General features: G+C 49.0%; 25 protein-coding genes. 3 read left to right on the top strand and 22 right to left on the bottom strand.

Features of this window, described 5'->3' with window-relative positions:
* Positions 1 to 77: 77 nt before the first annotated feature.
* Positions 78 to 545, bottom strand: coding sequence for a DNA starvation/stationary phase protection protein DpsA (gene dpsA, locus L2713_RS00435; protein ID WP_248966485.1), 468 nt, complete (start codon positions 543 to 545; stop codon positions 78 to 80).
* Between the two features lie 228 nt (positions 546 to 773).
* On the opposite strand from dpsA, the gene L2713_RS00430 reads away from it, so the two are divergent.
* Entirely contained in the window at positions 774 to 1,124 is a 351-nt protein-coding gene (locus tag L2713_RS00430) for a DNA polymerase III subunit psi (protein ID WP_248966484.1), read from the top strand.
* A 97-nt stretch (positions 1,125 to 1,221) separates the two neighbouring features.
* A complete protein-coding gene (rimI, locus tag L2713_RS00425; protein ID WP_248966750.1) occupies positions 1,222 to 1,674 on the top strand; it encodes a ribosomal protein S18-alanine N-acetyltransferase in 453 nt (150 codons plus the stop codon).
* A gap of 69 nt (positions 1,675 to 1,743) precedes the next feature.
* On the opposite strand, the gene lipA is transcribed toward rimI, so the two are convergent.
* The 14 genes from lipA to leuS form a co-directional block, all read right to left on the bottom strand.
* Positions 1,744 to 2,709, bottom strand: coding sequence for a lipoyl synthase (gene lipA / locus L2713_RS00420; protein ID WP_011621776.1), 966 nt, complete (start codon positions 2,707 to 2,709; stop codon positions 1,744 to 1,746).
* Complete coding sequence (lipB, locus tag L2713_RS00415; RefSeq protein WP_011621777.1) at positions 2,706 to 3,359, bottom strand: lipoyl(octanoyl) transferase LipB; 654 nt, start codon at positions 3,357 to 3,359, stop codon at positions 2,706 to 2,708. Before lipB ends, lipA begins: the two co-directional genes overlap by 4 nt.
* Before the next feature lie 92 nt (positions 3,360 to 3,451).
* Positions 3,452 to 3,718: a DUF493 family protein YbeD gene (ybeD, locus tag L2713_RS00410; protein ID WP_011621778.1), complete on the bottom strand. Its 267-nt coding sequence runs from the start codon at positions 3,716 to 3,718 to the stop codon at positions 3,452 to 3,454.
* A gap of 121 nt (positions 3,719 to 3,839) precedes the next feature.
* Positions 3,840 to 5,015: a serine hydrolase gene (locus L2713_RS00405; protein WP_011621779.1), complete on the bottom strand. Its 1,176-nt coding sequence runs from the start codon at positions 5,013 to 5,015 to the stop codon at positions 3,840 to 3,842.
* Positions 5,016 to 5,159: 144 nt separating this feature from the next.
* Positions 5,160 to 6,002, bottom strand: a complete 843-nt coding sequence (locus L2713_RS00400) for a septal ring lytic transglycosylase RlpA family protein (protein WP_011621780.1) — start codon at positions 6,000 to 6,002, stop codon at positions 5,160 to 5,162.
* The gene (gene mltB / locus L2713_RS00395; protein ID WP_248966483.1) at positions 5,986 to 7,050 is read right to left on the bottom strand and encodes a lytic murein transglycosylase B; all 1,065 of its coding nucleotides are present in this window, start codon (positions 7,048 to 7,050) and stop codon (positions 5,986 to 5,988) included. Before mltB ends, L2713_RS00400 begins: the two co-directional genes overlap by 17 nt.
* A 17-nt stretch (positions 7,051 to 7,067) precedes the next feature.
* Positions 7,068 to 8,171 (bottom strand): rod shape-determining protein RodA, encoded by a 1,104-nt coding sequence (gene rodA, locus L2713_RS00390; protein ID WP_011621782.1) that lies wholly within the window; start codon positions 8,169 to 8,171, stop codon positions 7,068 to 7,070.
* Positions 8,168 to 10,024, bottom strand: a complete 1,857-nt coding sequence (mrdA, locus tag L2713_RS00385) for a penicillin-binding protein 2 (RefSeq protein WP_011716117.1) — start codon at positions 10,022 to 10,024, stop codon at positions 8,168 to 8,170. Before mrdA ends, rodA begins: the two co-directional genes overlap by 4 nt.
* A 60-nt stretch (positions 10,025 to 10,084) precedes the next feature.
* Complete coding sequence (gene rlmH, locus L2713_RS00380; protein WP_011621784.1) at positions 10,085 to 10,555, bottom strand: 23S rRNA (pseudouridine(1915)-N(3))-methyltransferase RlmH; 471 nt, start codon at positions 10,553 to 10,555, stop codon at positions 10,085 to 10,087.
* Positions 10,555 to 10,884 carry a ribosome silencing factor gene (gene rsfS, locus L2713_RS00375; RefSeq protein WP_037430791.1) on the bottom strand — a complete coding sequence of 110 codons (330 nt, stop codon included), beginning with the start codon at positions 10,882 to 10,884 and terminating at the stop codon, positions 10,555 to 10,557. The genes rlmH and rsfS overlap by 1 nt, the downstream gene beginning before the upstream one ends.
* 117 nt (positions 10,885 to 11,001) lie before the next feature.
* Entirely contained in the window at positions 11,002 to 11,640 is a 639-nt protein-coding gene (gene nadD / locus L2713_RS00370) for a nicotinate-nucleotide adenylyltransferase (protein WP_248966482.1), read from the bottom strand.
* 12 nt (positions 11,641 to 11,652) lie between these two features.
* Entirely contained in the window at positions 11,653 to 12,684 is a 1,032-nt protein-coding gene (gene holA, locus L2713_RS00365) for a DNA polymerase III subunit delta (RefSeq protein ID WP_023268302.1), read from the bottom strand.
* A gap of 52 nt (positions 12,685 to 12,736) precedes the next feature.
* Complete coding sequence (locus tag L2713_RS00360) at positions 12,737 to 13,231, bottom strand: LPS-assembly lipoprotein LptE (RefSeq protein WP_011621788.1); 495 nt, start codon at positions 13,229 to 13,231, stop codon at positions 12,737 to 12,739.
* 59 nt (positions 13,232 to 13,290) lie between these two features.
* Complete coding sequence (gene leuS / locus L2713_RS00355; RefSeq protein ID WP_248966481.1) at positions 13,291 to 15,870, bottom strand: leucine--tRNA ligase; 2,580 nt, start codon at positions 15,868 to 15,870, stop codon at positions 13,291 to 13,293.
* Between the two features lie 121 nt (positions 15,871 to 15,991).
* Between leuS and L2713_RS00350 the strand changes: the two genes are divergently transcribed.
* The gene (locus tag L2713_RS00350; protein ID WP_011621790.1) at positions 15,992 to 16,492 is read left to right on the top strand and encodes a zinc ribbon-containing protein; all 501 of its coding nucleotides are present in this window, start codon (positions 15,992 to 15,994) and stop codon (positions 16,490 to 16,492) included.
* A 61-nt stretch (positions 16,493 to 16,553) separates the two neighbouring features.
* Here L2713_RS00350 and L2713_RS00345 read toward each other — a convergent pair whose 3' ends face one another.
* The 7 genes from L2713_RS00345 to L2713_RS00315 all read right to left on the bottom strand — a co-directional run bounded on the left by L2713_RS00345 (position 16,554) and on the right by L2713_RS00315 (position 23,246).
* On the bottom strand, positions 16,554 to 17,048 hold the full coding sequence (locus L2713_RS00345) for a type II secretion system protein (RefSeq protein ID WP_011621791.1): 495 nt from the start codon (positions 17,046 to 17,048) through the stop codon (positions 16,554 to 16,556).
* 15 nt (positions 17,049 to 17,063) lie between these two features.
* On the bottom strand, positions 17,064 to 18,614 hold the full coding sequence (gene lnt, locus L2713_RS00340; protein ID WP_248966480.1) for an apolipoprotein N-acyltransferase: 1,551 nt from the start codon (positions 18,612 to 18,614) through the stop codon (positions 17,064 to 17,066).
* A gap of 42 nt (positions 18,615 to 18,656) precedes the next feature.
* On the bottom strand, positions 18,657 to 19,532 hold the full coding sequence (corC, locus tag L2713_RS00335) for a CNNM family magnesium/cobalt transport protein CorC (RefSeq protein ID WP_011716122.1): 876 nt from the start codon (positions 19,530 to 19,532) through the stop codon (positions 18,657 to 18,659).
* A gap of 39 nt (positions 19,533 to 19,571) precedes the next feature.
* A complete protein-coding gene (ybeY, locus tag L2713_RS00330) occupies positions 19,572 to 20,033 on the bottom strand; it encodes an rRNA maturation RNase YbeY (protein ID WP_023268295.1) in 462 nt (153 codons plus the stop codon).
* Complete coding sequence (locus tag L2713_RS00325; protein ID WP_011621795.1) at positions 20,023 to 21,087, bottom strand: PhoH family protein; 1,065 nt, start codon at positions 21,085 to 21,087, stop codon at positions 20,023 to 20,025. Before L2713_RS00325 ends, ybeY begins: the two co-directional genes overlap by 11 nt.
* A gap of 262 nt (positions 21,088 to 21,349) precedes the next feature.
* The gene (miaB, locus tag L2713_RS00320; RefSeq protein WP_248966479.1) at positions 21,350 to 22,774 is read right to left on the bottom strand and encodes a tRNA (N6-isopentenyl adenosine(37)-C2)-methylthiotransferase MiaB; all 1,425 of its coding nucleotides are present in this window, start codon (positions 22,772 to 22,774) and stop codon (positions 21,350 to 21,352) included.
* Positions 22,775 to 22,913: 139 nt separating this feature from the next.
* Positions 22,914 to 23,246: a hypothetical protein gene (locus L2713_RS00315; RefSeq protein ID WP_248966478.1), complete on the bottom strand. Its 333-nt coding sequence runs from the start codon at positions 23,244 to 23,246 to the stop codon at positions 22,914 to 22,916.
* Between the last annotated feature and the right edge of the window lie 134 nt (positions 23,247 to 23,380).

The following is a 23,380-nucleotide window of genomic DNA, read 5'->3' as shown; positions in this document are numbered from 1 at the left end:
TTACCCTAAAACAATGCCCAATAAAAATGGCCGAGCGCGTGACTGCTTGGCCATTTGGCTTGGGGATGATGAAAGGGTTATTCGCTTAATAAGCTACGTAACATCCACGCATTTTTCTCATGGAGTTGAATGCGCTGGGTGAGTAAATCTGCCGTTGCCTCATCGTTAGCTTGGCTAACCAAGGGATAGAGCGCTCGAGCGTTTCGGATCACCACTTCTTGGTCACTTAACAGTTCACGGATCATGGTTTCGGCTTTAGTGACACCTTCATCTTCACGGATTTCAGTCAACTTGGCATAGGCCGAATAGGAGCCTAAGGCTCTTGCGCCTAATGCGCGAACTCGCTCGGCGATTAAATCGACCGCTAAGGCAAGCTCGGTATATTGCTGTTCAAACAATAAGTGCAAGCTAGTGAACATAGGGCCTGTGACGTTCCAGTGGAAGCTGTGGGTCTTAAGGTAAAGGCTGTAGCTATCGGCCAATAACTGATTTAACCCAGCAGCGATTTCTTCTCTGTGACTCTGGTTGATGCCGATGTTAATCATGGAAATTCCTCCTATTGTCCTACTTGATGGGGATAGCTTATCAAATGAGCTAAACATCTAAAGCGGTTAAAATAGATTTTATAAATCGAATTTGCAGATTGAAGTCTGTGGCTTAATTAGGATTTTGGGATGGATTTGTATGAGGACTTGCCTCGAGACAATAACATTCAGCCTATTTAGCTGGTATCCTTATGCGGTGTCAGAGCCTAATGAAACCCCAATCACCCCATGAATAAATCAGCCTATTTAGCCGCAATGGAGATTACTCCCTGGCAGCTTCGTGATACTAAAGTGCGACCTTATCAAGTGGTTTGGGATGCAGATGAGATGACGCCTGCCGCCGAGCCTTTAGTCGAAACTGTGCTCGGATTAATTGGCATCAGTAAGGACGACTGTGAGTTCAACACTGAGCCACATAAGGGCAAAACCGTCGTCTGGGATTTACGCCGCCACAGGGTTAGGCCCAGAGTGGCTTGGTTAGTGTCGGATCCCTTAGCGGACTTACTGTCTCGTAGTGAGGCAAAGCGTGCCTTATGGACGCAGATTTGCCAGTGGCGTGAGCAGCAATTAACGGCCTAAGCCTCTATTGGTCGTGCCCTGTATACATTATCTTAAGTTGCCTTTTTATTTGGATTTTCCTGTGAGTCATCAAGTCCTTAAAACCCTTAGTGAATCGTTGCAAATTGTGCTCCTGACGCCAACGGATGTAAGCCAAATGGCGCGCATTGAGGCGAGTGCCCATTCCCATCCTATGAGTGAGAATAATCTTGCCGACTGTTTTGGCCACTTGTACCGCGTTATTGGGTTAATGCAAAACGATGGCGAGTTGCTCGGTTTTGCGATTGTGCAGCAGATTGTCGATGAGGCAACGCTGCTGGATATTTGTTTGCCGCCGGAGCAACAAGGGCGAGGATACGGGCATCTGCTACTCACGGCGGTTATCGACGGCGCTAAGGTTGCCAAGGCTGTGGTGCTGATGCTGGAGGTTCGTGAATCAAACCTTGCGGCGCGCGCGCTCTATCAGAAACGGGGCTTTATCGAAACCGGTCGTCGCAAAGGTTATTATCCTTTGGCTGACGGCAAGGAAGATGCGATTTTGATGGATTTAGCCTTAAGCGAAACGGCTTAAGGTTTTAGAAGAAGATAAAAAAAAACAGCGCCTTAGCGCTGTTTTTTTATGGGGTTAATAAAGCGAAGATTACTTCACTTCTTTACCTTGAGCTTGCAGGTCGGCATGGTAGCTTGAACGTACTAATGGACCACAGGCGGCGTGAGTAAAGCCAAGCTCGTCGGCAAGGACTTTAAGCTCATCGAACTCGGCTGGCGACACATAACGCTCAACCGGTAGGTGGAACTTAGACGGTTGCAGATATTGGCCTAAGGTCAACATTTCGACCTTGTGCTCACGTAGGTCACGCAGCACTTGAGCGATTTCCTCGTTGGTTTCACCTAGACCCATCATCAGTCCCGATTTTGTCGGTACATTGGGGTGACGCTCTTTAAAGCGCTTCAGCAGGTCGAGTGACCATTGATAGTTCGCACCCGGACGCGCTTTGCGGTAATGCATAGGCGCAGTTTCGAGGTTGTGGTTGAACACATCAGGCGGCTCGGTCGACAGAATGTCGAGGGCGGCGTCGATACGACCACGGAAATCGGGCACTAAGATTTCAATCTTAATTTCAGGATTGAGCTTACGGATCTCACGGATACAGTCGGCAAAGTGTTGGGCACCGCCATCACGCAGGTCATCGCGGTCAACCGAGGTGATAACCACGTATTTTAGCTTCATATCACGAATGGTTTGTGCCAGTTTGACTGGTTCTTCCGCATCAGGCTTGAGTGGACGACCGTGGGCCACGTCGCAGAATGGGCAGCGGCGAGTACAAATTGCGCCCAAAATCATAAAGGTCGCGGTGCCGTGGTTAAAACATTCTGCCAAGTTAGGGCAAGAAGCTTCTTCACAGACCGAGTGCAGACCGTTCGAACGCAATGCTTGCTTGATCTCGAGAATGCGTTGGTTAGATGCGGGCAGTTTGACCCTTAACCAATCGGGTTTGCGTAACATGGTTTCGCGCTCAGAGGGCACGATTTTAACCGGAATGCGCGAGACCTTATCGGCATCTCTTAATTTGACTCCGGGTTGTAAACGTTCAGGCCTATTCATGACGCTGCTAATCCTTGATGATGAACTAGTTGTTGGTAGCCCAATAGTTGGCTAAGGGTAATAATGAGTTGGTCGCCTGCTTCTATCACGGTTTGTGGGCCGCCCAGTTCCTTGCATTGCACCATTTCAAGCCCAGCATAACCGCAAGGGTTAATACGGCGAAACGGCGCCAGATCCATATCGACATTCAGTGCTAAGCCGTGGAAGGAGCAGCCTTTACGAATGCGAAGCCCTAAAGAGGCAACTTTGCGCTCATCCACATACACGCCCGGCGCATCGGCCTTGGCGTAGGCATTGATATCGTATTTGGCGAGCATATCGATAATGCTTTGCTCGATATGGGTCACGAGCTGACGGACGCCAATCTTGCTGCGTTTAATATCGAGGAGAGGGTAGACAACTAATTGTCCCGGCCCGTGGTACGTCACTTGGCCGCCACGATCAACTTGGATCACGGGAATATCACCCGGATTCAAAATATGTTCGCTTTTACCTGCTTGGCCTTGGGTAAATACGGGTGGATGTTCAACGATCCACAGTTCGTCTGGGCTATCGCTGTTACGTGTGTCGGTGTAATGCTGCATCGCATGCCACACAGACTCGTAATCCTGTTGTCCCAGATGCCGAATATGCAAAGTGGTGTCTTGCAAGGGCAACCTCTCCCCTAGAATTGAGTGGCGCTATTATACGCCTCTTGACCATAAATGTAAGACAGATCACATTTCATGGCCTTGAGGAATACTTATAGTACGCGGCGTACGCCTTCGATACCGGCAAGCTCAGTGTACAGTGTCTCAATATGATCTTTGCTGGTCACTGTGACGCGGATAGTCACTGAGTAGTAGCTACCTTTGCTTGAGGCCTTAACTGTGGGTGAATAATCACCAGGGGCGTGTCTTTGCACTACGGCAACGACTCTGTCGGTCAGGGCTTCGTGGGCATCGCCAACCACTTTGAATGGGAAGGCGCAGGGGAACTCCATGAGTTCATCAAATTTCGTGTTTAACATAGTGGTGCTCTATAACCATTTTAATGGGAACTATATGGTGACGATTATACCCGATTCAAGGGCGATACTCCCCCAAAAACAACTAAGCCACCCGAAGGTGGCTTAGTTTTTGTGATTCCGATTAGCTAAACCAACCAGAAAACAGTTGCTTAAAGTAATCAACTAATTTGCTGAACCAGCTGCCTTCGTTGACTTCTTGCAGGGTAACCAGCGGGAATTGCGCAATATCTTTGCCATCTAACTGGAAGTATAAGCGGCCAACGGTTTCACCTTTTTTCAGTGGTGCATCCAGTGGCTTAGTCAGTTCGAAGTTGGCTTTTAAGTCTTTTGCACGGCCACGACTGATGGTGATTGGAGTATCAGTAGCAACACCTAAATCGACAGTGCTCTTATCGCCGTACCAAATTTGTTGGGTCACGAAGCTGTCGCCCGCCTTGTAAGGGGTTACTGTTTCGAAGAAACGGAAACCATAGGTCAGCAGCTTTTTACTTTCGGCTTTACGGGCGGCTTCACTCTGGGTGCCCATGACCACTGAAATTAAACGCATACCGTCTTTGGTGGCAGATGCAACTAAGTTATAACCCGCGCCAGAGGTGTGGCCGGTTTTGATACCGTCGACATTCATGCTGTTATCCCACAGCAGACCGTTACGGTTATATTGCTTGATACCGTTGAAGGTATAATATTTTTCGCTGTAGACACGGTATTCTTCAGGCACGTCACGGATAAGTGCGGCACCTAATAACGCCATATCGTAGGCGGTTGATTTGTGGTTTTCTGAGTCTAAACCGTGGGAGTTTTCGAAGTAGCTGTCACGCATGCCAAGCTGCTTCGCCCATGAGTTCATCATGTCAACGAAGGCGCCTTCGGTGCCAGCAATGTGTTCGGCCATGGCCACACAGGCATCGTTACCCGATTGGATGATGATGCCGCGGTTTAAGTCGGAAACCTTAACGGTTTTACCCACTTCGATGAACATTTTTGATGAGTCAGAGAAGTTCTTTGACCAGGCATTTTTACTGATGGTCACATCATCATCTGGGGATACGTTACCGGCTTTGATTTCTTGACCAATCACATAACTGGTCATCATCTTCGTTAAGCTGGCTGGGTTTAAGCTTTCGTAGGCATTTTCTTCGGCAATGATTTGGCCCGAGTAATAATCCATCAAGACGTAAGCCTTGGCGGCAACTGTAGGTGCATCAGGGGTAACAATCGGCTGCGCAGCATAAACAGGAAGAGAAACACTCGAAATTAGCAGCAATGTTTTAATGGGACTTTTTACAAAATTCATCATTAACTTAGCACGTCTTTTTGGTTGTATTGAAAGAAAAGGCAAAATAGTTTCGCGAGTATACCACCCTTCGACAAAGGTTTTCAGTGAAGGTTCCTTCATCTGGGGTATTTTTAAGCTAAATCTATATCTTATAGTGAGCGGTCACTACTCCAAAACCATATAGCCTTCGGGGTAACCGTCTTGTTTCACTTTATTGAGTAATCGGTCGGCCAGTTCGGTTTGACCAATTGGACCGAGCTGTAGTCTATACATATTGTTTGCCGGTTGTACACGGGTCTTGACCTGATATTTCTTCTCCAGATCCTTCGCCATTTTGTTCAGTCTATGCTGATCCTTCGAAGCCACTAATTGTATGTAGTGATTGCCTGAGGATTGAATACTGGCGATAGCTGACTGTGTCGCAGCCTGAGTGCCAATATAGATCACATCCAGCTTAATTCGAGCGGTACCTGTGCCTAACATACCCAGCTTATAAGCGGCGGCGTAGGATAAGTCCAAAATCCGGTCCGAATGGAAAGGGCCGCGATCGTTAATCCGAATAATGACCTGCTTATTGTTATCTAAGTTAGTGACGCGAGCATAGCTTGGCAAAGGCAAGGTCTTGTGTGCCCCAGACATGCCATACATGTCGTAGGGCTCGCCATTCGATGTCTCATAGCCGTGGAATTTCTCGCCGTACCATGAGGCGCGGCCAGTTTCGGAAAAGCCTTGACCCGAATCTAACACCGTATAGGACTCACCATAAACCGTGTATGGTTTATTACCGCGACGGCTGTAGGGCTCGTATTTTGGGGTCGCGTTTGGCACATGGTCCACATTGGGTGGATTGATGGGCATCTTATCGTTTTTTAGTGCATAACGGCCCTTGTTGGGATCCATGTTCTTGTTCTTCTCGCTGGCCGAGCCAGAATTAGAACTCGAGCAGGCCGCAAGCGCAAAACAGCAGCCGAGCATCAAGAGCTGTAAAAGATTATTTCTTAGCGTCATGTTGTTGCTTCAGTTGTTGGCTAAATTGGTAAACGGCCATGGAATACAAAGGGCTACGGTTATAACGGGTGATCACATAAAAGTTATTGAGTCCTAACCAGTAGTCCTTGCTATCCACTTGTTCCAGCTCGATAAGCATGGCCTTTTGCGAGGCATTTAAATCGCGGGCGGTGGCCAGCGATAAACTTGGGGAGAGAATATCAGAAACCTTGTACTGCAACTTCTCGCCGGCCCACACTTTGGCTTTAGGCGCATTGGGACTGCTGTTCACTAAGGGGAGCGCAACGGGCGCGTGCAACTGCCAACCGTGTTCATGGAAATAATTGGCGACACTGCCAATGGCGTCCTCTGGACTCTGGAGTAAATCACGGTTGCCACTGCCATCAAAATCCACGGCATAGTGGCGGTAGCTTGACGGAATAAACTGACCAAAGCCCATGGCGCCAGCGTAAGAACCCTTGAGGCTATTGATATCTAAGTGTTCTTCTTTTACCAGCTTCATCAGCTCGCCAAACTCCTTGCGAAAGAAAGTGGCTCTTGGCTCGTAATAAAACCCTAAGGTGTAGAGCGCGTCGATTACCGGATAATTGCCCGTGTACTGACCATAGAAGGTTTCAATACCAATAATGGCCACAATAATTTGTGGCTCGACTTGGTACTGAGTGGCGGCTTTGGCAATCGTTGCCTCGTGTTTTTTCCAGAAGGCTAGGCCCGCGTTGAGGCGTTTCTCGGTGAGGAAAATCGGATAATACTGGTGCCAAGGCTTAGCTTCCCAAGGGCGAGAAATCGCATCAATAACCGCCTGGTTGTAGTTGGCTTTGGCCAAGAAACTTTCCACTTCGGCTTCAGTAAAGCCTTGTGCCATTTGGGTTTTAATAAACTCTGCCTTTAAGGCCTCGGGCAATACAGGTGTTGGCGCCTGTGTGGTCACGGCCGCGCTTGGTGGCGGTGTCGTTGTTGCTGGCTCGTTCGCGGTCGAGCAGCCAATGAGGTATGAACTGAGGCAAAGCACTGCCAGTGGAGCCAAACAAGCTCGAAGAATAGGCATTAAGAAGTCCCTAAAAATTATCTATCTACAAAACGTCTATGGGTATGAATGCTCATAAGAATGCCAAACCCTGTCATCAATGTCAGCATGGAAGTGCCACCATAACTGACAAGGGGTAAAGGTACACCCACCACAGGCAGGATACCTGAAACCATACCAATATTCACAAAAACATAAACGAAGAAAGTCAATGTGATACTGCCGGCAAGGAGTCTGGCAAAGCTGGTTTGCGCCCGAGAGGCGATGACTAAGCCGCGTCCGATGATGTACAGATACATCAGGAGCAGGATAATACTGCCTATCAGGCCAAACTCTTCACCGATCACCGCAAAGATAAAGTCGGTGTGACGTTCGGGGATAAATTCTAATTGGGATTGAGTGCCATCGAGCCAACCTTTACCCCAGAGACCACCAGAGCCGATGGCAATTTTCGATTGGATAATATGGTAACCGGCACCTAAGGGATCCTGCTCTGGATCGAGTAGGGTCAATACGCGGGTTCTTTGGTAATCGTGCATCAGGAAGTACCAAAGGATCGGTAAGAAGGCTAATACGGCGGCAATAAAACCGCCCACAATTGCCCAGCTCATGCCCGATAAAAAAAGTACGAAAATGCCCGATGCGGCAACCAAAATCGAGGTGCCTAAGTCAGGTTGTTTGGCAATTAAAAGCGTCGGTACTAAGAGGATCACTGCAGCGCCCGCAAGGTAGCGTTTCTTCGGCGGCAGAGGGAACTTACTGATATACCAAGCCATAGTAATGGGGAAGGCGAGCTTAATCAGCTCCGAAGGCTGAAACTCCATAAAGCCTAAGTTCAACCAGCGCTGCGCGCCTTTGTTAATTTCCCCAAAAAAATGCACCCCAAGCAGCAGCACAATCCCCGCAAGGTAAATCGGTAGGGCCCAGCGTTTTAGCGCCTCGGGATTGATCTGCGCCATAGTAAACATAATGCCTAGGGATAAAAACATCCTAAACAGTTGGCGCTCCATCATGCCAAGATCTTCACCGCTGGCGGAGTAGATAACAAACAGGCCAAAGCCCATGACGGCAAACAGGCCGAGCAGTAAGGGCAAGTCGATATGCAATCGTTGCCAGATGTTTTGACGTTGGTGGGCACTCATGGCGTTGGTTTCCAAGTGTCTCTTAGCATGTATTCATCGAGCATGGCGCGGGCAACAGGGCCTGCGTTTGCACCACCCCAGCCGGCGTTTTCCATCACCACAGCGAGGACGATTTTAGGATCTTCAAAGGGCGCGTAGGCGACCACGAGGGCGTTATCGCGGAAATGCTCGGCAATCTTATTGGCATCGTACTTAGTGTTTTCGGCCACGCCAATGACCTGCGCCGTACCGGTTTTCATCGCGGCCGTGTAACTGGCGTCGGTGAAGCGAGACTTATGAGCCGTTTGGCGCATGGCTTCGTTGATGATTTTCCAGTTGCGCGGGTTTTTAAGTTCAATCGGCGGTAACTCGTTAATGGGTGAGTCAATTTTAGCCGTATTATCCTTAATCGACTTTAACAAATGTGGCGGGAAGCGGCGGCCATCATTGGCGAGAATGGCGGTGGCGCTAGCCAATTGCAATGGCGTGGCGGTCCAGTAACCTTGGCCGATACCGACAGAAATGGTGTCACCAATATACCAAGCTTGATTGTATTTTAAGCGCTTCCATTCCTTAGACGGCATATTGCCTGCCGACTCTTCGAAAATATCGACACCGGTATTTTGGCCAAAGCCGAATTGCTCCATAAAACGGGCGATAGGATCGACACCGATTTTATAAGCCAATTCATAGAAGTAGGTATCGCAGGATTCTACGATGGCGCTGTAGACGTTCACCCAGCCATGGCCCCAACGTTTCCAGTCGCGGTATTTACGCTCAACGCCAGGGATTTGCCAAAAGCCAGGGTCCCAAATACGAGTGTGTTCGGTGACGGCTTTTTCATCCAATCCCAGCAGGGCGATAATGGGTTTAACCGTCGAAGCTGGCGCATATTGACCTTGGGTGGCGCGGTTAATCAGTGGGCGAGATTTATCGTTTAATAAATCACTGTAATCTTTGCTGTTAATCCCTTGAACGAACTGGTTGGGGTCGTAACTAGGGCTTGAGACTAGGGCTAAGATGCCGCCGTCCCTCGGATCAATAGCGACAATTGAGCCACGGTGACCTTGGAGTAATTCCACCGCCTTTTGCTGCAATTGCAAATCGAGGGTTAAGTAAATATCTTGCCCCGGTTCCGGCGGTACGATTTTAAGGGTTCGGATAGTCCGGCCGCGGTTGTTCACTTCTTCTTCGAGGTGACCCGGCGTGCCGTGTAGCAGAGATTCATAAAACTTTTCAATGCCTTGCTTACCAATATCCTTGGTGGCGGCATAGTTCTTCCATTGATCGTTACGCTCCAATTGGGCGCGATCGCGGGTGTTGATTTTGCCCACATAGCCCAGCACATGGGTGAGCTGGCTCGCATAGGGGTAGTTACGTTTTAAACCCGCCTCAACGGAAATTCCGGGAAAGCGATGCTGGTTCACGCTAAAAATCGCCACTTGCTCTTCAGTCAGCTGATTTTTAAGGGTAAGCGGCTTAAAGCGGCGGTGAAATTTTAAGGCGTCGGTAAAGGTTTCGCGCTCATCTGGGGTGATTTCGATTAACTTGCCTAGCTCGTCCAAGGTCTCGGACATATTGGCAATTTTCTCAGGCACCAGATCGAGGGAGTAAAAGGGTTGGTTTTCGGCGAGGAGTACGCCGTTTCTGTCGTAAATCAGGCCACGGCTTGGGGCGATGGGCACGACACGAATACGGTTGTCATTAGAACGTGTTGCGTAATCTTTATAGGATTCAACCTGAAGGTGATAAAGATTGGTCACCAACACGCTCAGGAGGGCGACAACACAAAAAAAAGTGAACAGCGCACGGCGCTTAAACAGTGACGCCTCGGCGGCGTGGTCGTGCATGGTTATCCGCTTTTTTGGCGACACTTAGGCTATCTCCAGCTGGTCCCATCCGGGTGGTTGACACTCGTTAACATCAAGATCCCGCTATTCTCTGTGATAAGGGTGATTGGTGTTCACGCTCCACGCGCGGTATAAGCTTTCGGCAACCACAATCCGCACCAATGGATGGGGCAGGGTCAATGCCGATAGGCACCAACTCTGATGGGCGGCTTCCTTACAGGCGGGCGCTAAGCCTTCGGGGCCGCCAACCAGTAAGCTCACATCACGACCATCGAGTTGCCATTTGTTCATGGCGGTCGCCAATTCTGGCGTAGTCCAGTTTTTGCCGGGAAGATCTAAGGTGACAATGTGATTGCCCTTAGGGATTGCCGCTAACATTTGCTCGCCTTCCTTCTGCAGGATACGAACGATATCAGCGTTTTTTCCGCGCTTGCCGGCAGGGATTTCGATAAGTTCCAGCGCCATATCTCGGGGGAAGCGGCGTTGGTACTCTTCAAAGCCGCGGGTGACCCAATCGGGCATCCGTGTCCCTACTGCGATAAGTTGCAACTTCATTAGGCTTGCTTTTCTGACCAGAGCTTTTCAAGCTGGTAGAAATCGCGGGTTTGGTCTTGCATAACATGCAGGATCACGTTGCCCATATCCACCAATACCCATTCGCTGCTGTCGCGGCCTTCGATACCGATTGGTGGAATGCCAGCGGCTTTCGCTTCGAGCACGAGGTTTTCGGCGATCGCTTTCACGTGAGTTTTAGATGTACCTGAACAAATCACCATATAGTCAGTGATGTTAGATTGGTTGCTGACATCGATAACCACGACGTCACGGGCTTTTAAATCGTCGATTTTGTCGACAACAAACTGCTTTAATTCGGCGCTCTGCACGCTGATGTACCTCATTCATTTTAAATAGCGCGCTAGTATATCAGTCTTAAGCGGGGGAATACATTCTCTTAGCGATCTTCGCGGCTGAGTTTGTACTCTTAGCGCTTGATTTTCAGCCTAAGAAAAATAAAGCCGTTGTTTTTGAATGTAATTTAGAGTGACGGGTAGGAGGGCGTCCTGTGGAATTTCCCCCATGGCCAGCTGTGAGCGAATTTGAGTGGACGAAATATCCTGTGGGCTGATGTCGACGGTAAAGATGCGTCCATGTTGCGGCTCGCTTGAGTGACTTAAGGCTTCAAGCGTTGCGTGACGTACGTTTAGCTCATGCTGCATTGGGTGCCCTTCGGCTAAATGCCAGCCCGGGCGCTGGCATACCACAATATTGGCTAATTCAAACAGTTGCTGCCATTTGTGCCAGCTTTGCAGGTGAATAAATGAATCCATCCCCATGATAAAAAACAGTTCGTCATCGGGATAAAGCCGACTTAGTTGCTTAAGGGTGACAACCGTATAGGATGGGCTGTCACGTTTAGCTTCGATATCACAAAGCTCAAAACCGGTTAATGCCTCACATACCTGCGCGACCATTTCGAGCCGCTGCGCTGTACTCGAGTGGGTGGTGTTTTTATGCGGCGGAATATGGTTGGGCATCAGCAGGATGTTATCCAGTTTGAGACTGGCTTTGACTTCCATCGCGGGGCGAATATGGCCGTAATGTATGGGGTCAAAGGTGCCGCCTAAAATACCGATACGCATTCAGTCAGTGCCTTAATCTAAGCTGATGTGGGCCAAATGGCCGTGGGCCTTAGGATCGAATAATAAGCACAGGTGGCTAAGCCCTGTCCAATCTTCATGACCTAATTGTTTTAAGTTCAGCTCCAGCTTAGACGCGAAGGCAAGCATGTGTTCGATTTGGGTGAGGCTTAAGCGCTGCAACGCGGTCTGGTACAAGGGTTTGCGTTTATCCCAAATTCGATGTTTACCAAACAGGCTATTTAAGGGCGCGCCTTGGGCTTGTTCACTCTTGAGGCTAAGCAGTAACTGCAGCTCTTTGAATAAGGCCCAGAGTAAAATCGGCATGGCCGTGCCTTCACCGTTGAGCTGGGCCAGCATATGCTGAGCACTGTCTTGGCGATTATTCAGCAGTGCATCGGTGAGCTGAAACACGGTAAAGCGGGATTGATCTTCAAAGTAATGGCTTAACTCGTCGGCACCGATAGGCTGACTTGGGCTTAACAGTTGCAGCAACTGCATGGCCTGATCGGCGGCGAGTAAATTCCCTTCGTAGAGGGTGTACAGCATAGCGCGCGCATCGGGTTGTAAATTCAGCTTAAAGTGCGCAATGCGTGAGTCGAGCCAACGTCTGAATTGGTCGCCCTCTGGTGTAGTGCAGGGTAAATAAATCCCTAAACTATCCAAGGTTTTGAACCACTTGCTATTGGTTTGCTCGCTGGCGAGTTTTGGGCCTTCGAGGATCAGCAACACATCGGGATTTGGCGTTTGCAGCAACGCTTGTAGTGCCGCCGAACCATCTGCACCGGGTTTTGCGTTGGGTAGTGTTAGCTCAATGATGCGCCGACTAGAAAACAGGCTCATGGATTGCCATTCTTGGGTCAAGTCACCCCAGTTAAAACCCGTTTCTTGAATTAACTGAACGCGCTCTTCAAACCCTTGGCGTTTGGCTGCTTGGCGGATCTGATCCTTGGAGGTTTCGAGCAACCAAGGATCATCACCAAAAATCAGGTAGCAAGCGTGAAGCGGATTGAGATGGCGGGAGAGTTGATCAGGATAAACACGCATTTAAACCACTCTCCACATTTTATTGCAGTGCCACATTAATTTGGACCCTGCATTAATTCACCTCTGTGCTGGCCATGGATTGCAGGATCCGGTCGGCCGCTTGAATACGCATTTCTTTGACTAACAGTTCCATCTCACGGCTTTTCGCCAGTGCGGTGCGAGGGTCGTCTAAGTAATCGCGGCGAATTTCAATCTTGAAAGGCTGCGCCTCTTTGCCCGGCAAGGCCACGGCAAACTCGACGAAATAGATAAGCTCATACTCAGCCACATTGCCCGTAGGGTAAAGTGACAGGGTCGAACGCTCTAAGGAGTCGGTGATGAGCCTTAACACTGGCACATCATTGGCGGCATCGACAATCTTGACGTTGTTCAAACGTAACCGCTCACGCACCAAACGGGTGAGCTCGCTGTATTCGTCCGAGCTGCTCAAACTGAGTTGATTGAGCTGCTCGGGGATTTGGTAGCTACGTTGAAGCTTAAAACCGCAACCTGCGCTGGTCATAATGACCAGCGCCATGATTGCGAAAGCTAAGCGTTTAATTAGCATAAGTTTTCGCGGTTTCCTGTTTGTCTTGTGGACAGCATCCGTTTATCACAGCAACGATGTTAGTTGGCAACGATGCTGAGCAGTTTACCGGGTACATAGATAACTTTACGAACCGTAACACCATCTAAGTACTTGATGACTTGCTCATCCGCCATACCGAGCGCTTCAACAGACGCTTGGTCAGCATCGGCAGCGACAGTGATTTTAGCGCGCACTTTACCGTTCACTTGTACCACGATGAGTTTGCTGTCTTCTACCAGAGCAGATTCATCCACAACAGGCCATTGGCTGTCTTCGATGCTGTTGGTGTTGCCCAGTTCATTCCACAGGGTAAAGCTCACGTGTGGGATGATTGGGTACAGTAAACGCACTACCGCAGTTAAGGCTTCGCCGATAATGGCTCGGTCTTGACCTGTGGTTTGTGGCGCTTTTTGCAGGTGGTTCATCAGTTCCATCACGGCGGCAACCGCGGTGTTGAACATCTGACGACGGCCGATATCATCGGTCACCTTAGCGATGGTCTTGTGCACTTCACGGCGCAGCGCTTTTTGCTCGCTTGTTAATTTGCTAACGTCTAAGGCTTCACTGTTGTCCTGCGCCACATAATCGCTGGCCAGTTTCCACAGACGTTTGATAAAGCGGTGTGCGCCTTCAACGCCAGACTCTTGCCATTCCAGCGTTAATTCTGGTGGTGATGCGAACATCATAAACAGACGCACAGTGTCGGCACCGTATTTCTCTACCATCACCTGTGGGTCGATACCGTTGTTTTTCGACTTAGACATCTTGCACATACCGGTGTAAACCAGTTCGTTACCGTCTTTATCTATGGCTTTGGTGACTCGGCCTTTATCGTCTTTTTCTGTGGTTACTACATCCAGCGGAGACACCCATACACGGGCACCTTTGTCGTTGGTGTAGTAGAAGGCATCGGCTAAAACCATGCCCTGAGTCAGCAGTTGTTTCGCTGGCTCGTTAGAGTTCACTAGACCCGCATCACGCAGCAACTTGTGGAAGAAGCGGAAGTATAACAAGTGCATACAAGCGTGTTCGATACCACCAATATACTGATCCACAGGTAACCAGTAGTTAGCCTTGCTTGGATCTAACATTTGGTCTGCTTGTGGGCTGCAGTAACGGGCGTAATACCAAGAAGACTCCATAAAGGTATCGAAGGTATCGGTTTCGCGCAGCGCGTCTTGGCCGTTAACTTGGGTTTTCGCCCATTCTTTATCGGCCTTGATTGGGCTTTGAATACCGTCCATCACCACATCTTCTGGCAGAATAACTGGCAGTTGATCTTCAGGCGTTGGGATAACAGTGCCGTCGGCTAAGGTCACCATAGGAATAGGTGCGCCCCAGTAACGCTGGCGTGATACACCCCAGTCACGCAGACGGTAGTTCACTTGGCGTTTACCTTTACCTTCAGCCACTAACTTGTCGGCGATGGCATTGAAGGCGCCGTCAAAGTCTAAACCGTCGAACTCACCAGAGTTAAACAGTACGCCTTTTTCGGTGTAAGCCGCTTCGCTGATATCTAACTCGCCATCAACAGGCTTGATTACCGCTTCGATGGGCAGATTGTACTTTTTCGCGAATTCGTAATCGCGTTGGTCGTGGCCAGGGACTGACATCACGGCACCAGTGCCGTAGTTCATCAGTACAAAGTTCGCCGCCCAAATAGGCACTTGTTTGCCAGAGATGGGATGAATCGCGTAAAGGCCTGTTGCCACACCACGTTTTTCCATGGTGGCTAAATCGGCTTCTGAAGTGGTGCTGTTTTTGCACTCTTCAATAAATTGAGCCAGCTCTGGGTTAGATTGAGCGGCTAATTCTGCTAATGGGTGACCCGCAGCAATTGCCACATAGGTTACGCCCATTAAGGTATCTGGACGGGTTGTGTAGATGTCGAATGACTTGTCGCTTCCTGCCACACCAAAGGTCATCTCAACGCCTTCGCTGCGACCAATCCAGTTGCGCTGCATGGTCTTAACTTGCTCAGGCCAGCCGTCTAAGGTGTCGATATCGTTTAACAGTTCTTCGGCGTAGGCGGTGATCTTAATGAACCACTGTGGAATTTCTTTTTGTTCTACAGGGGTATCACAACGCCAGCAGCAACCGTCTTGCACCTGCTCGTTTGCCAGTACGGTTTCATCGTTAGGGCACCAGTTAACAGAAGCTGTCTTCTTGTAAACTAAGCCTTTTTCGTACAGTTTAGTGAAGAACCATTGTTCCCAGCGGTAGTATTCTGGGGTACAAGTGGCGATTTCACGGCTCCAGTCATAGCCAAAACCTAACAGTTTTAGCTGATTCTTCATGTACTCAATATTTTGATAAGTCCATGGTGCTGGGGCCGTTTTGTTGTTGATTGCGGCGTTTTCTGCAGGCAAACCGAAAGAGTCCCAACCGATAGGTTGTAGCACGTTTTTGCCTTGAAGACGCTGGAAGCGGGCAACCACATCGCCTATGGTATAGTTGCGAACGTGTCCCATGTGGAGTCGACCTGAAGGATAGGGGAACATCGAAAGGCAATAAAACTTTTCTTTGTTCGCATCTTCAGTAACTTCAAAGGTTTTGTTGTCGTGCCAGTGCTTTTGCACTAAGGCTTCAATTTCTGAGGGATTATATTGCTCTTGCATCACGCTATTTCCGGCAGTGCCGCCTATTTATTTGATCTAACGCCATATCGACGCGAATAAGATCTGCATAGAATAAACTAGAAGCGATGCATTAAAAAGGTTCTATGAAGGAGTATTGGTTATGAATGATAGAAGTAGTGCGCTACTAGGATTGTATCAAGCCTTAATTAACGAAGTGAAAGCGCAATTTGCGGAAGATAACTCGCTGACTGCAAAGAATTTATTTAAGTCTGTCACTCAAGGGAAGGAGTTTTTACGCCTCAAAGAACAAGCAGGGGAAGATGAACTCGCCTTAGTGGAGCAATTCTTAAAGCGTGATATCGCCAGCTTTTTGCGTGAGCAAAATGCCGACAGCTTAAGCCACAGCCCGACGGTGATCACCCTTGAAAACACCCTTTGGCATTGGTTAAGTGAAATCACTGACCGCAGCCAAGTGGAGTGGCACGAGTTGACTCAAGACTTCAAGCACCACGGCTATTACCAAAGTGGCGATATTGTCAGCCAAGGGGTGATGGTGTGTACTAACTGCGGCCATGAAATGAGTATCGAGTTCCCGGGAGTGATCCCAGATTGCCCCGAGTGTGACCATGAGGAGTTTACCCGCGAGGCGTTAACGCCTTAAGGATTTTTCTTCTGCTCGCATAAATAAAAAAACGACGCTTTGCGTCGTTTTTTGTGAGTCATTAACAGCCTTGAACATTGATATCGTAAAGCGGCGGAGTGCTCGAATCGGCAGCTTGGGTGTAGCGGAAATAACACTGATCGTCGTCGACAATGGAATTGTCATTTAAGTCGTAACCAATATAAGTAATATCAATGCCTTGATATTGAATAACGAGTTTATCGTCTTTCGTTATCCATTTTTCGATATCGGTATTGTCCAGATATCCCCACTTGAGGCGAGTGTCGACCGTGCCATTACCATCGAGGTCGATGTCGATAATATCGTCACGGCCCACAACGGCTTGGCTTTGCAAACTGGGCATTTGGGTCTTGGAATAGGCCAAGGTATTGGCGGTTTTGACGCTGGCTTGGAGCTGCAGCAGACTTTTCTCCCGCGCCTCTTTGCTCATACCGATAAATTTCGGCGCCGCTATAACCGCTAAAATCCCGAGCACTATGATAACGACGACGAGTTCGATTAAGGTAAAACCTTGAATGCGTTTCTGATTAATCAATTTCTAACTCTATTGTTATTTTTTACGACGGATAAACCCGACTAATAGCAGCGCGCCACACAGCAGTAGCAGTGGTGTTTGGCCGATTTTGGCAAACCAAGTTTGGCCTGTAACCAGTGGAATCGTCGCGCTTAGCACGCCCGTTTCGAATTGCGGTAGTGCAGCTGTGATATTGCCTTTCTCATCAACTACCGCGGTCACACCGTTGTTGGTGGCGCGCACTAGCGGACGGCCCAATTCGATGGCGCGCATTTGGGCGATTTCCATATGCTGCAACGGTCCATTTGAGGTACCAAACCACGCATCGTTCGATACGGTTAACAGCAGATCTGTGCCGAGGTTAACACTGGCACGCAGCTGCTCTGGGAAGGCGATTTCATAACAAATTGCCGGGGCAATTTTATGGCCTACGGCGCTCAAGTTCGGCTGTTGATAATCGCCCCGAGCGAAGGAGGACATTGGCAGATTGAAGAAAGGTGCAATCGGGCGCAGTAAGGCTTCAAAGGGTACAAACTCGCCGATAGGCAGCAGATGGTGTTTCTTAAACTGGTTGCTGCCATCGCTCTCATAATCCGGCGTATCTTGCTGCTTCTGATTATGGTTACCTAAAACTATCAAAGAGTTATAAAACTCGTTCTGTTGACGGCTAATAATCCCCGTAATGATTGAAGTGTGGTTAAGGTTGGCGACCTTGTTAGCATTATCCAAAAAATCTTGCACCATGGATTCTGGCGCCGGGATCGCTGCTTCTGGCCAGACGATAATGTCAGCGTCGAAGTGCTCACGGGATAAATCCATGTATTTCAATAGGGTTGGCCAGAGCGCCTCGGGTTCCCATTTCATACTCTGGGGAATGTTTCCCTGCACCAATGCAACTTTAACTGATTCGCCTGTCGGCTGGATTTGCGTTAGCTTTGGGGCAACCCAAGCCGCAGCTGCGATGATGGGCAGTAAAATCAACAGGCTTTTGTAGCGCTTGCTAAAACACAGGGCTAAGGCGCCCGCGAGCATCGCAATTAAGAAACTCAGTCCTAGGGCACCAATAATACTCGCGAGTTCCTTTAATGGACCTTGGGTTTGAGAGTAGCCAGCCCAGATCCAGGGAAATCCTGTCATCACCCAGCCTCTAGCCCATTCGGTTAAGACCCAAAGCGCGGGGAAGAGGAGCAGGTTACGCCATAGCGACGGAGTATTAGTGCGGGTCAACCACGCTAAACCTAGACCCGTTAAGGCCGGATAAAGGGCTAAATAGAGGGCTAACAGCGCCATTAGCCCCACTGAGGCGGCTAAGGGTAGGCCACCGAAGGTGTCCATACTGACATGCACCCAACTGATCCCAACGGCAAAACAGCCAAAACCAAAGCTTAACCAATGGAAGAAGCTGGCTTTAGGAGTCAAGGAGCCACTCAGCCACAGGGCTAAGGCCATGGCGACGGGATAGATAATCCACAAGGAATAAGGGGCAAAGGAAAGCGCCGTACTGGCGCCTAAAATAAACGCCAGCACGAGCCGTAACACGCTCAGTCGGGACTTTTGTTGGGCAAAAGCCCGAATGTTAGTTAGCACGGATAATTCTTCTTACACTGAGCGTTATTCTTACGCAGAGGGTTATTCTACGTCTTCACCGACATTGGGATCAGGGAGTTTAACTCTGAGCTGGATTAAGCGTCTGGTATCGGCATTGATAACTTTAAATTCAATACCTTCGATCATAATGCTCTCATTACGCTCTGGTAGATGACCAAAGGCATGGGACACTAAACCACCGACGGTATCAAACTCTTCATCGCTGAAGTGAGTATTGAATTCTTCGTTAAAATCCTCGATAGGCGTTAATGCTTTTACCATGTAGACAGTGTTGCCAACCTTGCGGATCTCAGTGTCTTCAGGGCTATCGTGGTCGAATTCGTCTTCAATCTCACCGACGATTTCTTCGAGAATATCTTCAATGGTCACTAGACCCGATACTCCGCCGTATTCGTCGACGACAATCGCCATATGGTAACGCTGGGAGCGGAATTCTTTGAGTAACACATCGACGCGTTTGCTCTCTGGCACAACGACGGCGGGGCGGATCACGCGCTCAAGGGAGAAGGGTTCTTCACTGTTTGAGAAACCATAAGGGATCAAATCTTTAGCCAGTAAAATGCCTTCGATATGGTCTTTATCTTCGTTAACCACAGGGAAGCGAGAATGGCCTGAACCGATAACAGTTGCGAGCAATTCTTCGACGGTATTGTCGATTTGAATCGCGACAATTTGAGCTCGTGGGATCATAATATCCCGAACACGCATATCAGAAACTTCTAATACACCTTTGATCATTTCGCGGGTGTCTTCGGTGATTAACTCGCGCTGTTCTGCGCCATCAATCACATCGACTAAGTCTTCGCGATTTTGAGGTTCGCCCTGAAATAACTGACTTACTCTGTCAAACCAGCCTTTCTTTTGGGCGCTCGTACTCGGGGGGATATCGTCACTCATAGTTTTCTCATTAACCTTGATGCTGTGCACTGCGGTTAATTATTGTTCCTTATATGGGTCAGTAAAACCTAAGCTTTCAATGAGTTGAGTCTCTAACGACTCCATCTCTTCGGCTTCTTCGTCTTCAATGTGATCATAACCTAGCAGATGCAGGCAACCATGTACAACCATGTGTGCCCAATGGGCTTCTAGGGTTTTATCTTGTTCACGCGCTTCATTTTCAACGACTGCGGCACAAATGACAAGATCTCCAAGCAGTGGAAGTTCAATTTCTGGCGGTGCTTCAAAGGGAAACGATAGCACATTGGTCGGTTTGTCTTTCCCTCTGTAGGTGCTGTTTAGCATTTGGCTTTCACGGGCATCGACGATGCGAATGGTCAGCTCCGCCTGTTCCATGCTGTTACCAATGGCGGTTTTGACCCAGAGAGCAAACTGCTCTTCACTGGGCAGATAGTCACTCGCCGTGGCGTATTGCACATCTAAGGCTAAATCAAGACTCATGCTTTAAGACTTCCTCTTGTGTTTTTGATTGCGCGTGTTGATAGTCGCGGCGCTCTTTTTCAGCCTTTAATGCCTGCTCCTTACGATCGTAAGCATCATAGGCTTCAACAATCCGAGCAACCACAGGGTGGCGCACTACGTCTTGAGACACGAAGAAGTTAAAGCTGATTTCCTCGACTTGGCTCAGGACTTCAATGGCGTGACGCAGACCCGACTTAACATGTTTGGGTAAGTCTGTCTGGGTGATGTCACCGGTGATCACCGCGCGTGAGTTAAAGCCAATACGGGTTAAGAACATCTTCATCTGTTCGACCGTGGTGTTTTGGCTCTCATCGAGAATAATAAAGGCATCGTTTAGGGTGCGACCACGCATATAGGCGAGCGGCGCCACTTCGATGACGTTTTTCTCGATTAAGCGTTCCACCTTTTCAAAGCCGAGCATTTCGAACAAGGCATCATAAAGTGGGCGCAGGTAAGGGTCGACTTTCTGGCTTAAATCACCGGGTAAGAAGCCGAGTTTTTCCCCTGCTTCAACCGCAGGGCGGGTGAGCAGAATACGGCGCACTTCTTGACGCTCTAATGCATCAACGGCGGCGGCCACTGCTAAGTAGGTTTTGCCCGTTCCCGCCGGGCCAATACCAAAGGTTATATCATGGCGCACAATGTTGGCCACATAGGTGCTTTGGTTGGGGTTACGCGGTTTAATAACGCCACGGCGAGTTTTGATAAATAAGGCTTTATCGTCACCGCTGTCGTCCTGTTCGAGGGCGATGGCTTCTTGAATTGCCAAATGCACCTGCTCAGGGTCGAGATCCGGCGTGCTGCCCTTGACCGTTTGGGTCTCGATATAGAGCTGCTTAAGTAAGTTATTGGCACTTAAACAGTTACGCGGCAGTCCGGTAATTTGAAAATGGTTGTTCTTACGGACTATCTCAACGCCAACGCGACGCTCAATCTGTTTGATATTGTCATCGAAGGGACCGCACAGCGAGGCCAGACGGCGGGTTTCTGCGGGTTCGAGATACAGATTCATTGTGGTTAATTTACTGGACAAATAGTACTCCTATTGTCAAATACCAAGCAAAGTGCTGAGTGAAAAACCAAGTGCGATGCCTGTTTGCTATCGCAGTCTCTAATCAGAAGATAATCTCAGTTTACGAGCCATAGCGGATAATTGCTAACGGAAAATCGTTAAGCCCAAGGGTTTTGAATGACTGCTCTATAGAAGGCAAAAGTACACAAAACAAAAAGGGCGACACTGAGGTTAACTAACCATGTCGCCCTGATATAGGTGCTGCTTGCTCGGTTTTAAACCCTTAAGGTTTAAATTGTGTCACACCGAGATCGTCATCCTGTTTGTGTTTTGCCAGAATATCCGATGGGCGCAGGTTGCGGCGCAGATCCATTTCATCTTCACCACGGATAAATTTACCGCGCAGTGAGTTAGTGTAAACGTCAACAATTTCGACATCCACAAAGCTACCGATGTGCTTTGGCTGGCCTTCGAAGTTGACGACACGGTTGTTTTCGGTACGGCCGCGTAGCTCCATAGGGTTTTTCACCGATGGGCCTTCAACCAGAATACGTTGTACTGTGCCCATCATATGGCGGCTGTAACGCATGGCTTGTTGAGTGATACGGTCTTGCAGAATCGCCAGACGTTGTTTTTTCTCTTCCATATCAACATCATCGGGTAAATCTGCCGCAGGTGTACCTGGGCGCGCACTATAGATAAAGCTAAAGCTGTGGTCAAACGCCACATCTTCAATCAGCTTCATGGTATCGGCGAAGTCTTCTTGGGTTTCGCCTGGGAAACCAATGATAAAGTCAGAGCTGATTTGGATATCAGGGCGAGCTTTACGCAGACGGCGGATGATTGACTTGTACTCAATCGCCATATGACCACGCTTCATTGCCGTCAGAATGCGGTCAGAACCCGATTGCACTGGTAAGTGCAGGAAGCTGACTAATTCAGGAGTATCTTCGTAAACGTCGATAATGTCCTGCGTAAATTCAATCGGGTGACTGGTGGTGAAGCGAATACGGTCGATACCATCGATAGCGGCAACATAGCGTAATAGCTCGGCAAAGGTACAAATGCCGCCGTCGTGGGTTGCACCACGGTAGGCGTTAACGTTTTGACCGAGCAGGTTGACTTCGCGCACACCTTGTTCTGCCAGTTGGGCGATCTCGAGGATGATGTCGTCCGATGGACGGCTGACTTCTTCACCGCGGGTATAAGGCACCACGCAGAATGAACAGTACTTGCTGCAACCTTCCATGATAGACACAAACGCCGTTGGGCCTTCGGCGCGCGGTTCTGGTAGACGGTCAAATTTCTCGATTTCAGGGAAGCTTACGTCGATCACGGCCTTTTCGCCACGACGTACTTGGTCGATCATATCTGGCAGACGGTGCAGTGTCTGTGGTCCAAAGATAATGTCAACGCAATGAGCGCGGTCTTTGATCGCCTTACCTTCCTGCGATGCAACACAACCACCCACACCAATGATCAGATCGGGATTTTTATCTTTGAGGGTCTTCCAACGACCTAACTGATGGAACACTTTTTCCTGTGCTTTTTCGCGGATAGAACAAGTGTTTAGCAGTAGAATATCTGCTTCTTCTGCTTCTTCAGTCAAGGTGTAACCTTGGTATTCGCCTAAAAGATCCGCCATCTTGGATGAGTCATACTCATTCATTTGACAGCCCCAAGTTTTAATATGGAGTTTTTTGCTCATCAGTTGTGTTGCCCTACGCTGCCCTGTAAAAAGAGTCCCGAGCCGTCGTTGCCCCATAAAAAAGCCAACAGACCGCCCAGTCAAAATAGCGCGACATTTTACCCGCAGTTATGGCTGCTGACCAGCTTTGTCCACATTTTTACTCGCTAATGCCCTGAGATTGTGATACCCACAAAGAAGCTAAGTTTATCTCAGTTGGTTGATTTTGCGCGAGCGATGGTTGGCTAAATTGGGCGGCATTTGCCATTTCTAACAAGCTATTACGGGCTTGAATGCTAATGTCTTCACGGATTTCGAGTCGAAATACGCTCAACATTTCCGTGGTATGTAGATATAGGGCATAATCGACGGGATCGCGGTAACTGACTGTGATGGTTTCCATCACGGGTGTTGCCGCCAAGGCATGACTAAATGGGATCGCGCTGCAAATCAGTAGACTACTGGCTATCTGTAAATGGATGAGTGTTTTCATGACATCCTCACTAACTCTATTAAGTGGATTCACTGGTAACTCGTCCCGAACGGCTAGGGCTCGCTAAGTGAGAAGCTAATCGGCTTATCCCGCAGACCGCCTGAGATCCCCGCGGGGTTGCCTTAGAGTGTAGT

Source organism: Shewanella seohaensis (assembly GCF_023283775.1).
GTDB lineage: Bacteria > Pseudomonadota > Gammaproteobacteria > Enterobacterales > Shewanellaceae > Shewanella > Shewanella seohaensis.
This window is presented reverse-complemented; position numbering and strand designations above follow the sequence as displayed.

Excerpts from the sequence above, each read along its gene's own strand:
- dpsA (WP_248966485.1), bottom strand. The coding sequence starts at position 545 with ATGATTAACATCGGCATCAACCAGAGTCACAGAGAAGAAATCGCTGCT.
- L2713_RS00430 (WP_248966484.1), top strand. The coding sequence starts at position 774 with ATGAATAAATCAGCCTATTTAGCCGCAATGGAGATTACTCCCTGGCAG.
- lipA (WP_011621776.1), bottom strand. The coding sequence starts at position 2,709 with ATGAATAGGCCTGAACGTTTACAACCCGGAGTCAAATTAAGAGATGCC.
- ybeD (WP_011621778.1), bottom strand. The coding sequence starts at position 3,718 with ATGTTAAACACGAAATTTGATGAACTCATGGAGTTCCCCTGCGCCTTC.
- L2713_RS00405 (WP_011621779.1), bottom strand. The coding sequence starts at position 5,015 with ATGATGAATTTTGTAAAAAGTCCCATTAAAACATTGCTGCTAATTTCG.
- L2713_RS00400 (WP_011621780.1), bottom strand. The coding sequence starts at position 6,002 with ATGACGCTAAGAAATAATCTTTTACAGCTCTTGATGCTCGGCTGCTGT.
- mltB (WP_248966483.1), bottom strand. The coding sequence starts at position 7,050 with ATGCCTATTCTTCGAGCTTGTTTGGCTCCACTGGCAGTGCTTTGCCTC.
- rodA (WP_011621782.1), bottom strand. The coding sequence starts at position 8,171 with ATGAGTGCCCACCAACGTCAAAACATCTGGCAACGATTGCATATCGAC.
- rlmH (WP_011621784.1), bottom strand. The coding sequence starts at position 10,555 with ATGAAGTTGCAACTTATCGCAGTAGGGACACGGATGCCCGATTGGGTC.
- nadD (WP_248966482.1), bottom strand. The coding sequence starts at position 11,640 with ATGCGTATCGGTATTTTAGGCGGCACCTTTGACCCCATACATTACGGC.
- holA (WP_023268302.1), bottom strand. The coding sequence starts at position 12,684 with ATGCGTGTTTATCCTGATCAACTCTCCCGCCATCTCAATCCGCTTCAC.
- L2713_RS00360 (WP_011621788.1), bottom strand. The coding sequence starts at position 13,231 with ATGCTAATTAAACGCTTAGCTTTCGCAATCATGGCGCTGGTCATTATG.
- leuS (WP_248966481.1), bottom strand. The coding sequence starts at position 15,870 with ATGCAAGAGCAATATAATCCCTCAGAAATTGAAGCCTTAGTGCAAAAG.
- L2713_RS00350 (WP_011621790.1), top strand. The coding sequence starts at position 15,992 with ATGAATGATAGAAGTAGTGCGCTACTAGGATTGTATCAAGCCTTAATT.
- corC (WP_011716122.1), bottom strand. The coding sequence starts at position 19,532 with ATGAGTGACGATATCCCCCCGAGTACGAGCGCCCAAAAGAAAGGCTGG.
- ybeY (WP_023268295.1), bottom strand. The coding sequence starts at position 20,033 with ATGAGTCTTGATTTAGCCTTAGATGTGCAATACGCCACGGCGAGTGAC.
- miaB (WP_248966479.1), bottom strand. The coding sequence starts at position 22,774 with ATGAGCAAAAAACTCCATATTAAAACTTGGGGCTGTCAAATGAATGAG.
- L2713_RS00315 (WP_248966478.1), bottom strand. The coding sequence starts at position 23,246 with ATGAAAACACTCATCCATTTACAGATAGCCAGTAGTCTACTGATTTGC.